Consider the following 12,150-nt stretch of genomic DNA (forward strand, 5'->3'; position numbering starts at 1 on the left):
AGCGAAGTACTGCGCCGCCGCCATTCCCCTTGGCGCCGCTTTTCGCTACCCTTCAGACTTTGATCGGTACAGATCAGCTTGTACGCCGGGTTTCAGCCTCCCCTTTCGGCCTCCCAGGCCCCGTTCCTGCGTCGCATCGACGCGCTCCCGCACAGTGGAGCGAGCCGCGAACGCTGGCCGGGGCTCTTTATACGGACCGCCAGAACAGGCACTCCCGGCCACCAACGCCCGTCAACCTACCGACCGCTCATCGCTTTAGGAATGCTGCATGTCCACCCCCACAGTTCGCGAACAATTCCTTGTCATCAGTGCCCTCGGCGCCAACCCCATGGAGCTGACCAACGTCCTGTGCCGCGCCAGCCATGAAAACCGCTGCGCTGTCGTCACCTCTCGCCTGACCCGCCACGGCGAGTGCAGCGCCCTGGTGCTGGAAATTTCCGGCAGCTGGGACGCCCTCGCGCGCCTCGAAGGCAGCCTGCCATTGCTGGCCAAGCGTCACGCTTTCACCGTCAATGTGGTGCGCAGTGCCGCTCTGGAGAATCGCCCGCAGGCGCTGCCTTACGTGGCTTACGTCAGCTCGGCGTATCGCCCGGACATCATCAATGAGCTGTGCCAGTTCTTCATGGATCACAACGTCGAACTGGAAAACCTCACCTGCGACACCTATCAGGCTCCACAGACCGGCGGCACCATGCTCAACGCCACGTTCACCGTGACCCTGCCGGCCAACACGCAGATCAGCTGGCTGCGCGATCAGTTCCTCGATTTCGCCGACGCGATGAACCTGGATGCCCTGATCGAACCTTGGCGCCCACAAAACCCAATGTAAGGAAGCTTTCATGGCCGTTGTCATCGACCAACCGGTTGCGGATTTCACCGCGCCTGCGACCAGCGGGCAAACCGTCAGCCTGTCCGAACTCAAGGGCAAGCAAGTGGTGATCTACTTCTACCCGAAGGACAGCACCCCGGGCTGCACCACTCAGGGCCAGGGCTTTCGCGATCAATATGCGGCTTTCAAGGCTGCCAACACCGAAGTCTTCGGCATTTCCCGCGACAGTTTGAAGTCGCACGAAAATTTCAAAGGCAAGCAAGAGTTCCCCTTCGAACTGATCAGTGACAAGGACGAGGCGGTTTGCCAGTTGTTCGACGTGATCAAGCTGAAAAAGCTGTATGGCAAGGAATACCTGGGCGTCGATCGCAGCACTTTCCTGATTGATAAGGACGGTGTCCTGCGCCAGGAGTGGCGTGGTGTGAAGGTGCCGGGGCATGTTGATGCCGTGCTGGCGGCGGCTGAGGCTCTGAACAAAGCCTGATGGTTTTGCTGCGCCTGTAAAGACGCCTTCGCGAGCAGGCTCGCTCCCACAATTGAAATGTAATCACTGTGGGAGCGAGCCTGCTCGCGAATAGCCTCTCTGCAAAATCCGGATCAACCGCTAAAGCAACGGCGCCACCACCGGCTCCTTGCGCGGCCACGCATCCAGCACAGCCTTGAACAGCGTCGCCAGCGGGATCGCAAAGAACACCCCCCAGAATCCCCACAACCCGCCAAACAACAGCACTGCGCAAATGATTGCCACCGGATGCAGGTTCACTGCTTCCGAAAACAGCAACGGCACCAGCACGTTGCCGTCCAGCGTCTGAATGATCCCGTAGACCGCCATCAAGTAGATGAACTGATCGCTCCAGCCCCACTGGAACAGCGCAATCAGCAGCACCGGTACGGTCACCACTACCGCACCGACATAAGGCACCACCACCGACAAGCCGACCAGCAACGCCAACAGCGCCGCGTAGTTCAGGCCCAGCGCGATGAAGGCGATGTAGGTCACCCCGCCACAGATGACGATCTCGATGCCTTTGCCCCGAATGTAATTGGCGATCTGCCGGTTCATTTCCTGGGCGACGCGGGTGATCAGCGCGCGCTCGCGAGGCAGATAGCCGCGCAACCACTCGCCGATCATCGCCCGATCCTTGAGGAAGAAGAACACCAGAATCGGCACCAGCACCAGGTAGATCATGATGTTCACCAGCAGCGGCAAACTCGACAACGAGAAAGTCAGTGCCCACTGACCGAACTTGCCAATCTCGCCCCGCGCCGCTTCGATCGCCTGCAGGACTTGCTCGTCAGACACCAGATGCGGATAGCGCTCGGGCAATAGAAGCAGCAGCGACTGCCACTTGGCGAGCATGCCCGGCAATTCGTTGAACAGCGTGATCAACTGATGCCACAGCAATGGCAGCACCACGACGATAAACAGCATCAGCGCGCCCATGAACAGCGCAAACACCAGCCCCACGGCCACCCCGCCGGGCACACGCAGCCGCTCGAGCGTCACCACCAGGCCCTGCATCAGATACGCCAGCACCATCCCGGCCAAAACCGGCGCAAGCATGCCGCCGAGGGTAAGCACGGCGGTGAAGGCGAGAAACAGCAGCACTGCCAGCACCACCGCTTCCTCATCGGAGAAGTAGCGCTGAATCCAGTCGCGTAACACTTTGAACATCAATAATCCCTTCGATTTTAGGCGCGGCGCTTCAGGCTTTTTTCAACCAGTAACGGTAGACGCCAGCCTCGTCTTCTTCGCGCAACAGCGCATGACCGGCGAGTTTGGCAAAGGTACGGAAGTCGCGTTGCGAGCCGGCATCGGTAGCGATCACCTTGAGCACAGCGCCACTTTGCAGTTTGTTGAGTTCCATTTTTGCCTTGAGCAACGGCAACGGACAGTTCAGGCCACTGGCGTCCAGTTCCACGTCATGGGCTACAGCGTCAGTCATTGCGTCACTCCGGTTCGGGTTGTCGAGCTGCCTAGAATATCTGGTCGCGGCTTCGGTGTCCGGCTACAGTAAGGTCTTTGTCCTCCAAGGCTTTGTGCATGACTTTTCTGCGCCCTACCCTGCTGACGCTCGCTTGCCTGCTCGCCTCACCAGGCTTTGCCGACGATCTGCCGTCACTCGGCGACGCCAGCTCTGCCATTGTCTCGCCGCAACAGGAATACCAGCTCGGCCGCGCGTGGCTGGCCATGCTGCGCAGTCAGGTTTCCCAGCTCAACGATCCGCAGCTCAAGGATTACGTCGAATCCAGCGTCTACAAGCTGGTGGAGACCAGTCAGGTCTCCGACCGACGCCTGGAATTCATCCTGATCAACAGCCCACAACTCAACGCCTTCGCAGCGCCGGGCGGCGTGGTCGGGGTCAACGGCGGCCTGTTCCTCAACGCCCAGACCGAAGGTGAATACGCCTCGGTGCTCGCTCACGAATTGGCGCACTTGTCGCAACGCCACTTCGCTCGCGGGGTGGAGGCATCACAACGCATGCAGGTACCGATGATGGCCGCATTGCTGGCGGGTATCGTCATCGCGGCGGCAGGCGGCGGTGATGCCGGCATCGCCACCATCGCCGGCAGCCAGGCTGCGGCGCTGCAGGAACAACGGCGCTTCTCGCGGCAGAACGAACAGGAAGCGGACCGCATCGGCATTCTCAACCTGGAAAAGGCTGGTTACGATCCGCGCTCGATGCCGACCATGTTCGAACGCCTGATGCGCCAATATCGCTTCGACGCCAAGCCGCCGGAATTCCTCCTGACTCACCCGGTCACCGAATCGCGTATCGCCGACACCCGCAACCGCGCCGAGCAGGCGAAACCGGGCGGCATCGAAGACAGCATGCGCTACCAGTTGATCCGCGCGCGGGTGCAGTTGATCTACGAAGAAACCCCGGGACTGGGCGCCAAGCGTTTCCGCGCCCTGCTCGATGAGAACCCGAAAAACGATGTGGCGCGTTACGGCCTCGCCATCGCCCAGATCAAAGGCGGCCAGCTCAACGAAGCCCGCGAGAACCTCAAGCAATTGTTGGCCAAGTCGCCGAACGAGATCATCTACAACCTCGCGCAGGTCGATCTGGACATCACCAACAATCGCCTGCCCGATGCGCAGTCACGGGTCGACCGCATGCTTACGCAGTTCCCGGGCAACTATCCGCTGAATCAGGTGCGTGTCGATCTGCTGTTGAAACAGAATCGCGCCGCCGATGCCGAGAAGGCGCTGGACAGCCTGCTCAAGTCCCGCCCGGATGATCCGGACGTCTGGTATCAGGTTGCTGAAACCCGTGGCTTGTCGGGCAACATCATCGGCCTGCATCAGGCGCGCGCTGAGTACTTTGCGCTGGTCGGCGATTACCGCCAGGCCATTCAGCAGTTGGACTTCGCCAAGCGCAAGGCCGGCAACAACTTCCCGTTGTCCTCGCGCATCGATGCCCGCCAGCGCGAACTGATGGAGCAGGAGCGCATGGTCAAGGACATGATGGGCTGAGTCTTTCCAGACAAGACAAAAGCTGCAGACACAAAAAAACCGCCTCTTTCGAGGCGGTTTCTTTTTTACCCGTCCGCTGGCTTATTCAGCCAGTTTGAAGGTGATGAAGCTGGCACGGCCCTGACGCAGCACGCGCATCGACACCGAGCGGTTCTTCGGCAACGCCTTGGCGATGTCGGTGAACTCCTTGGCCGAGCCGATGGCCTGGTTGTTCAGGTGAGTAATCACGTCACCCGGCTGCAGACCGATCAGGGCCGCAGGACCGTCCTGCACTTCCTTGATTACCACACCGCCTTTGAGGTCGTAGGTTTTCTTCTGCTCGGCGGTCAATTCACCGACCGCAACACCGAGGCGGTTGCTGCTGCTTTCAGCGCCGGATTTCGGCAGACCTGCCAGCTCCTTGTCCTCGTCCGGGATTGCGCCGACGGTCAGTTCGACGTTCTTGCGCTTGCCTTCACGAATCACTTCCAGATTGGCCTTGGCGCCAGCCTTCAGCGCGCCGACCAGATGCGGCAAGTCGGCCGACATGACGATCGGCTGACCGTTCATGCTCAGGATCACGTCGCCAACCTGCAGGCCGCCCTTGGCCGCAGGGCCGTCATCCTGGATCTGCGCAACGAGGGCGCCGGCCGGCTTATCCAGACCGAACGACTCGGCCAGATCCTTGTTCACTTCCTGAATGACCACGCCCAGCCAGCCACGGCTGACCTTGCCACCGCTCTTGAGCTGGTTGGAAACATCCATCGCCACGTCGATCGGGATGGCGAACGACACGCCCATGAAGCCACCGGAGCGGGTGTAGATCTGCGAGTTGATACCGACCACTTCACCGTTCAGGTTGAACAGCGGGCCACCGGAGTTGCCCGGGTTGATCGGCACGTCGGTCTGAATGAACGGCACATAGTTTTCGTTCGGCAGGCTACGACCGACAGCGCTGACGATGCCTTGGGTCACGGTGTGGTCAAAGCCGAATGGCGAACCGATCGCGACGACCCACTGGCCGGCCTTCAGGTCCTGGGATTTGCCGAGCTTGAGCACCGGCAGATCCTTGCCTTCGATTTTCAGCAACGCCACGTCAGAGCGTGGATCGGTGCCGACCAGCTTGGCTTTCATCTCACTGCGGTCAGCCAGACGGACGAGGATTTCGTCAGCATCGGCGATCACGTGGTTGTTGGTGAGGATGTAGCCATCCGGCGAAATGATGAACCCTGAACCCAGCGATTGCGCTTCACGCTGGCGTCCATCGCCACGCGGCGAGCGCTGCTGAGGCGGCATGCCGCGCTCGAAGAATTCGCGCAGCATCGGTGGCAGGCCTTCCAGATCCGGCATCTGCTGATTGACCCGACGGTCCGGCAGTTTCTGCGTGGTACTGATGTTCACTACCGCTGGCGACGCTTGTTCGACCAACTGGGTGAAATCAGGCAGATCGGCCGCTTGCGCAGCAGGGACCGCCTGACCGAGCAACAGCACGGTGGCGAAAATGGAAAGGTAAGACTTCAAACTTGGTATCGACATACAGCTCCCGTTACGACGAGCAGGGTTAAGCGATATGGAGCAAAGGAACACCGGAAACCACAGACCGGCATTTTTGTTCCGGGAACAACAAACAAGGCCAGAGCCGTGAGGCTCTGACCTATAAAAAATTTTCAGGGGTTTTGCAAATGAAAATGCTCAGCAAACATTTCGACGTCTCGACGACGAAGTGGAAATGACTGAAATCAGCTCACTGCTTGCTGGTCGCAGCGCCATCGTTGTTGCGCATCGATAGAGCGATTCGTTCGGCGGTGCCAATCGGGATTTCGCCGACCACCGTGACCATCATTTCACCCTGCGGCGTGGTCAGGCGACGGGATACCGCGACGGTCGGGCCCAACTGAGTGCGGGTGTCAGTGACGGTTGCGCCATTCAACGGTTCAAGGAACACCGAGAAACGCGCCAGACCATCGTCATACATCAGACTGCTGACCTGGGTCTTGGTCTGCGCATCCTTGTGCGAACTGCTGCTGGTCAGCTCAAAGCCTGGCGGGAGCCAGTCCGAACGCCAGTTTTGCACGGTTTTAGCTGCAGAAGCCTTGTCGCTTGCGATGTTGACAGGCTTGCAATCCGGGTCCGCCAACAAGTCCTTGTCCGACGGGATTTCATCCGTGTCGAGGCTGGTGAACTGGAAACGCTCAAGCAACTGCCCCTTGTCGTTCAGCAGCAACGACTTGAGTGGCAGCCCGGTTTTCTTGTCCAGATGCAGTTCGAAACCGTAACGGTGCTGGTCACGAGGCGTCAGCGACACGATCACTGCATCACGGCCGGCCACGCGCGACTTGCCAATGACGGCAAGGTCATACCAACTCTTCAGCTTTTTGGGATCCAGCGCACGGGCGGCAGCGTTGGGTGAATCACCCAATCCCGCAATCAGGGTGCCGCTGACGCATTGAGTACGTCCATCAATGCGCACGACTTCCTGAGCCGAGCCGTCGAGCTGTAATAACCGCTCGCGAACCTGGCCATTCTGGACACGATGCCAGATGTTGTGCGTGGAAAAACTGCCGTTGCGCTCGTAAACGAAAGTGCCGTGGAAGCTTTGCTGCTGCTCGGCCTGGCCCAGACGGGTCAACCAGTCCTGGGCCTCGTCAGCGTGGGCTGGAACAATGAACCAGCCACTGAGCAGAAGCGTAAGTAGAGGGATGGCGCGCATGATCCTCCTTAACGGTTTTCCAGGCTTGCGGCACGTGCGTATGGCAGCGCGCTTTCAGTTCCCTTGAGTGCAGCCTGCTGAGCGTGCTGGCGCAGATAGCCTGGCAGACGCTGATCATGCCAGCCTGGCTGACCTTGCAGAACGCCGTTGGCCATCGGACCAGTCGCTTCCGAGCTCTCGCTGTAACCAGCCAGAACTGCCGGACCCTTGACCTGTGGAGTGGCCAGAGTAGGCTGGTTCGACTGTTGGGCCAGCTCAACACCGGCGATTTCGTCCTGGTTGTACAGGCGAACACCGGCCAGAACGGCCACGGTTACCGAAGCGGCAACAGCGAGGCGACCCAGGTTGCGCCATGGGCTGCGGGATACTTTGGCCGGAGCCGTTTCGTCTTCCAGCGCAGCAGACACTGCCGCAGCGATATCCAGACGCGGAAGCAGCAGATCCTTGTGCATGGCTGCCCGAGCGATCTGGTAACGAGCCCAGGTCTCACGGGTATCAACATCATCCAGTGCGCTGAGCACTCGACGCAATTCCAGTTCGTCCGCTTCGTTATCCATCACTGCGGACAGCGATTCCTGCAGGGCTTCACGACTCATGGCGTTCCTCTCTTGGCTGTCGCCGCTGTCTCAGTTTTCCTGCAACAACGGTTGCAGGGCTTTGTCGATGGCCTCCCGAGCGCGGAAAATCCGGGAGCGCACGGTACCCACCGGACACTGCATGACGCTCGCAATGTCCTCGTAACTCAGACCATCGAATTCACGTAAAGTTAAAGCCGTACGCAAATCCTCTGGCAGTTGCTGGATGGTCCGATGGACAGTGCCTTCGATCTCATCCCGCAGCAATGCACGTTCCGGTGATTCGAGATCCTTGAGGCCGTGATCGCCATCGTAGAACTCTGCATCCTCTGAACTTACATCGCTATCCGGCGGCCGACGGCCGCGGGAAACCAGGTAGTTCTTTGCCGTGTTAATGGCAATACGGTACAGCCACGTATAAAACGCACTGTCACCGCGGAAATTTCCAAGTGCCCGATACGCCTTGATAAAGGCTTCCTGAGCAACGTCCTGGGCTTCATGGGTGTCGTGCACAAAACGCACGATCAACCCGAGAATTTTGTGCTGATATTTCAGCACCAGCAGATCGAAAGCTCGCTTGTCGCCACGCTGTACGCGTTCGACCAGCTGCTGATCCTCTTCCTGGGTTAGCATGAACACTCCTCGATAAGCCCGGAGGAGACTTGCATTACTAAACGACCAGACTTGCAAACATAGACTCGGGCTTTTCGCAAAAGTTCTCCCCCTCCAAGCAAGTTTCCTGCGGGCTCTGATTTGGCACGCACGAAAAACGCAGCGCGGGATAAACCGGCTGCGCGAATAATCTTGTTATCGGTTTCGCCGGCAGAAATCCAAACGCAGATTCCGCACTGAAGCCGACACTGTCCCTGGTTTCTGGCACGGTCTATTGATCTTGGGCCTTTGGCAAAAGTTCCAATTATTTATAGCCGTACCCACCTGACATTGCGCAACCCTGCTCGGAAAAGACTGTTTCAGCGCCGATACAGGTGTCATTTTTCAAAACCGATGAAAAAAACTTCCGACGAAGCACAGCGCTTTTTACTGCGCAGTAGTCTCACAATGCCATCTGGGCCCGGCTATTGTGCCGCCCAACCCCTCTATATACTAGTGGGCTGTGTGGCTGTCTTGACTCGCCGATCCAGCTGTCTTGCGCCAACCCCGACCCGGGTCGCTTTGAGCGGAATCCTGAAATGAGCCAACAGTTCCAACACGATGTTCTGGTGATTGGCAGCGGTGCTGCCGGTTTGACTCTCGCTTTGACCTTACCCGGTCATCTGCGCATTGCCGTATTGAGCAAAGGCGATCTCGCCAACGGTTCGACATTCTGGGCCCAGGGCGGCGTTGCCGCCGTGCTCGACGATACCGACACTGTCGAATCCCACGTCGACGACACCCTCAATGCGGGCGGCGGCTTGTGCCATGAAGACGCCGTACGCTTTACCGTCGAGCACAGCCGCGAAGCCATCCAATGGCTGATCGACCAAGGCGTGCCGTTCACCCGCGACGAACAGTCCGGCACTGAAGACGGTGGTTTCGAATTTCACCTGACCCGCGAAGGCGGCCACAGCCATCGACGGATCATCCATGCTGCCGACGCCACCGGCGCGGCGATCTTCAAAACCTTGCTGGCCCAGGCCAAAGAGCGCGCGAACATCGAATTGCTGGAACAGCGCGTCGCCGTCGATCTGATCACCGAACGCCGCTTGGGCATGGAAGGCGATCGTTGCCTGGGCGCTTACGTGCTGAACCGCGCCACCGGCGAAGTCGACACCTACGGCGCACGCTTCGTGATTCTGGCTTCGGGCGGCGCAGCCAAGGTCTACCTTTATACCAGCAACCCCGACGGCGCCTGCGGTGACGGCATCGCCATGGCCTGGCGTTCCGGTTGCCGGGTGGCGAACCTGGAATTCAACCAGTTCCACCCGACCTGCCTGTATCACCCGCAAGCCAAGAGTTTCCTGATCACTGAAGCGTTGCGTGGCGAAGGCGCGCATTTGAAGCTGCCCAACGGCGAGCGCTTCATGTATCGCTTCGATAAGCGCGCCGAGCTGGCGCCTCGTGACATTGTCGCGCGGGCCATCGACCATGAAATGAAGCGCCTGGGTGTCGACTGCGTATATCTCGACATCAGCCACAAGCCTGAATCGTTCGTAAAAACTCACTTCCCGACTGTTTATGAGCGCTGCCTGGGCTTCGGCATCGACATCACCAAACAACCGATCCCGGTCGTCCCCGCCGCGCACTATACCTGTGGCGGGGTGATGGTCGATCAGCACGGTCGCACCGATGTACCCGGGCTCTACGCCATCGGCGAAACCAGTTTCACCGGTCTGCACGGCGCCAACCGCATGGCCAGCAACTCGCTGTTGGAATGCTTCGTTTATGCCCGTTCGGCAGCAGCGGATATTCTTGCGCAACTCGATGACGTCGCGGCGCCAACCGCCCTGCCCGTCTGGGATGCCAGCCAGGTGACCGACTCGGATGAAGACGTGATCATCGCGCACAACTGGGACGAGTTGCGCCGATTCATGTGGGACTACGTCGGCATCGTGCGCACCAACAAACGCCTGCAACGGGCGCAGCACCGGGTGCGTCTGCTGCTGGATGAGATCGATGAGTTCTACAGCAACTATAAAGTCAGCCGTGACCTGATCGAGTTGCGCAACCTGGCACAGGTTGCCGAATTGATGATCAGCTCAGCCATGGAACGCAAGGAAAGTCGCGGGCTGCATTACACCCTCGACTATCCGGATATGCTCCCCGAAGCGCTCGACACTATTCTGGTGCCACCCACCTACGCCGGCTGAACTTGAGCCGCACTCGCAGGCGTCGGTGCAGATCCGCCGCCTGCGAGTCACGTGGCACGCAGATTGACCTGACCCGCCACTCTCCTCGCAAACGAAAGCGCAACACCACAATCAATGGCAGCGCCAGACTGTCCGGGCGCAGTTGCACCGCTTGCCAGCCATCAGCCTGATTCCACACCTGCCAGCCATCGCCATCGCGGCGCAAGCCGCAGAATGCTTTCGGGTGGTTCAGCAGAATCTGCCGTGGCAGCACCCAAAAACCGTGCAGCGCACAGACGCAAGCGCCGAGCAGACTGGCCCAGAGTGGAATCGACAGCAGACACAACGAACCCATGGCGAACGCCTGGGCCGACAGATACGCCGCCAGCAACTGCCGTGAGGCATGCCAGCGGCATTCGAACGTATTACTTGGGCTGGACACGATCCAGAATCATCCGGACCATGCGTTGCAGCTCGGGATCTTCCGACTCGCTGCGCTCCATGAACCAGCCGAACATGTCCTGATCCTCACAGGTCAGCAAACGCACGTACAGATCGCGATCCACTTGATTCAACGTCGCGTAAACCTCCTGCACGAACGGCACCAGCAGCACGTCAAGCTCAAGCATGCCGCGACGGCTGTGCCAAAAGAGGCGATTCAGTTCAACTTGTTCGACCATGGAGCCCTCCTCGAATTTGCCGGGCAGTATACAGCCCCGGCGCGGGCCGCACAGTCGGCTTTGGTCGGGGACCCCTGATCCTTTATCAACTACCCATTTCAACCCTGCCCCCTTATGATGTGCCCCAGTCTATTTCCCCTGCGATGACCCATGGCCGATTCTGCTTTTTTCTGCACCCTGTCTCATGAAGGCGTACTCGCGGTTCGCGGTGCGGACGCCGGAAAATTCCTGCAAGGCCAGTTGACCTGCAATATCAATTACCTGAGCGACACCCGCGCCAGCCTCGGCGCCCGCTGCACGCAGAAAGGCCGGATGCAGTCGAGCTTCCGCATCCTGCTTGAGGGCGACGGCGTGGTGATGGCGATGGCCAGCGAGCTGCTCGAGCCGCAACTGGCCGACCTGAAAAAGTACGCGGTGTTCTCCAAATCGAAGCTGACCGATGAAAGCGCCGCCTGGGTGCGCTTCGGTCTGGCGCATGGCGATGCAGCCCTGACCAGCCTCGGTCTGGCACTGCCCGCCGAAACCGACAGCGTTGTGCGCCATGAAGGCCTGATCGCAATTCGCGTTTCGCCCGAGCGCGCCGAACTCTGGGTGCCTGCCGCTCAGGCGCCAAACATTCAAAGCCAACTGTCGACCGCACTGCCTGAGGCCGAACTGAATCAATGGCTGCTGGGCCAGATCCGCGCCGGTATTGGCCAGGTCATGCCTTCCACTCGCGAACTGTTCATCCCGCAGATGCTCAATCTGCAGGCGGTCGGCGGGGTGAGCTTCAAGAAAGGCTGCTACACCGGCCAGGAAATCGTTGCGCGCATGCAGTACCTGGGCAAGCTCAAGCGGCGCCTGTACCGCCTGCGCCTCGACGCGGCCGAGTTGCCGGAGCCCGGCACTCAACTGTTTGCCCCCAGCCACAACAGCTCGATTGGCGAAGTGGTCCTGGCAGCGAACGCCGAAGGAAACATTGAACTCCTGGCCGTGTTGCAGGCCGAAGCTGCCGAAGCCGGTGATTTGCGTCTGGGCGCCCTCGAAGGCCCCGCGTTGCACGTGCTCGACCTGCCTTACGAACTGGATCGCGACCGCGAAATCCAGCGTTGATCGCAGCATTGTTGCAACACC

At 59.7% G+C, this 12,150-nt stretch carries 13 protein-coding genes; 5 read left to right on the forward strand and 8 right to left on the reverse strand.

The genetic code is table 11. The features are described 5' to 3' along the window. Positions 1-268 precede the first annotated feature (268 nt). Complete coding sequence (locus KVG85_RS13745) at positions 269-829, forward strand: glycine cleavage system transcriptional repressor (RefSeq protein ID WP_071174673.1); 561 nt, start codon at positions 269-271, stop codon at positions 827-829. Positions 830-839: 10 nt separating this feature from the next. Then, on the forward strand, positions 840-1,313 hold the full coding sequence (locus KVG85_RS13750) for a peroxiredoxin (protein WP_041478861.1): 474 nt from the start codon (positions 840-842) through the stop codon (positions 1,311-1,313). Between the two features lie 120 nt (positions 1,314-1,433). On the opposite strand, the gene KVG85_RS13755 is transcribed toward KVG85_RS13750, so the two are convergent. Then, the gene (locus tag KVG85_RS13755) at positions 1,434-2,504 is read right to left on the reverse strand and encodes an AI-2E family transporter (protein WP_217864140.1); all 1,071 of its coding nucleotides are present in this window, start codon (positions 2,502-2,504) and stop codon (positions 1,434-1,436) included. A gap of 31 nt (positions 2,505-2,535) precedes the next feature. Next, on the reverse strand, positions 2,536-2,775 hold the full coding sequence (locus KVG85_RS13760) for a sulfurtransferase TusA family protein (RefSeq protein ID WP_016771269.1): 240 nt from the start codon (positions 2,773-2,775) through the stop codon (positions 2,536-2,538). 98 nt (positions 2,776-2,873) lie between these two features. Here KVG85_RS13760 and KVG85_RS13765 point away from each other — a divergent pair, with 98 nt between their 5' ends. Continuing rightward, the gene (locus KVG85_RS13765; protein ID WP_123442919.1) at positions 2,874-4,307 is read left to right on the forward strand and encodes a M48 family metalloprotease; all 1,434 of its coding nucleotides are present in this window, start codon (positions 2,874-2,876) and stop codon (positions 4,305-4,307) included. 81 nt (positions 4,308-4,388) lie between these two features. Here KVG85_RS13765 and KVG85_RS13770 read toward each other — a convergent pair whose 3' ends face one another. From KVG85_RS13770 to rpoE, 4 genes are all read right to left on the reverse strand, one after another. Further along, the gene (locus tag KVG85_RS13770; protein WP_016771271.1) at positions 4,389-5,822 is read right to left on the reverse strand and encodes a DegQ family serine endoprotease; all 1,434 of its coding nucleotides are present in this window, start codon (positions 5,820-5,822) and stop codon (positions 4,389-4,391) included. A 208-nt stretch (positions 5,823-6,030) separates the two neighbouring features. After that, complete coding sequence (locus tag KVG85_RS13775; RefSeq protein ID WP_217864141.1) at positions 6,031-6,996, reverse strand: MucB/RseB C-terminal domain-containing protein; 966 nt, start codon at positions 6,994-6,996, stop codon at positions 6,031-6,033. 8 nt (positions 6,997-7,004) lie between these two features. After that, positions 7,005-7,592: a sigma-E factor negative regulatory protein gene (locus KVG85_RS13780; RefSeq protein WP_008077804.1), complete on the reverse strand. Its 588-nt coding sequence runs from the start codon at positions 7,590-7,592 to the stop codon at positions 7,005-7,007. A 30-nt stretch (positions 7,593-7,622) separates the two neighbouring features. Continuing rightward, on the reverse strand, positions 7,623-8,204 hold the full coding sequence (gene rpoE / locus KVG85_RS13785) for an RNA polymerase sigma factor RpoE/AlgU (protein ID WP_003172477.1): 582 nt from the start codon (positions 8,202-8,204) through the stop codon (positions 7,623-7,625). 557 nt (positions 8,205-8,761) lie between these two features. Here rpoE and nadB point away from each other — a divergent pair. After that, the gene (nadB, locus tag KVG85_RS13790; protein ID WP_217864142.1) at positions 8,762-10,378 is read left to right on the forward strand and encodes an L-aspartate oxidase; all 1,617 of its coding nucleotides are present in this window, start codon (positions 8,762-8,764) and stop codon (positions 10,376-10,378) included. Here nadB and KVG85_RS13795 read toward each other — a convergent pair. Both KVG85_RS13795 and KVG85_RS13800 read right to left on the reverse strand, forming a co-directional pair. Then, a complete protein-coding gene (locus KVG85_RS13795; protein WP_122602180.1) occupies positions 10,347-10,799 on the reverse strand; it encodes a protein YgfX in 453 nt (150 codons plus the stop codon). The two genes, nadB and KVG85_RS13795, sit on opposite strands and share 32 nt — an antisense overlap. Then, a complete protein-coding gene (locus KVG85_RS13800; protein WP_007911418.1) occupies positions 10,783-11,037 on the reverse strand; it encodes an FAD assembly factor SdhE in 255 nt (84 codons plus the stop codon). Before KVG85_RS13800 ends, KVG85_RS13795 begins: the two co-directional genes overlap by 17 nt. Before the next feature lie 150 nt (positions 11,038-11,187). Between KVG85_RS13800 and ygfZ the strand changes: the two genes are divergently transcribed. Continuing rightward, on the forward strand, positions 11,188-12,129 hold the full coding sequence (gene ygfZ / locus KVG85_RS13805) for a CAF17-like 4Fe-4S cluster assembly/insertion protein YgfZ (RefSeq protein WP_071174668.1): 942 nt from the start codon (positions 11,188-11,190) through the stop codon (positions 12,127-12,129). Positions 12,130-12,150 lie beyond the last annotated feature (21 nt).

Source organism: Pseudomonas triticicola (genome assembly GCF_019145375.1).
In the GTDB taxonomy this organism is placed as follows: domain Bacteria; phylum Pseudomonadota; class Gammaproteobacteria; order Pseudomonadales; family Pseudomonadaceae; genus Aquipseudomonas; species Aquipseudomonas triticicola.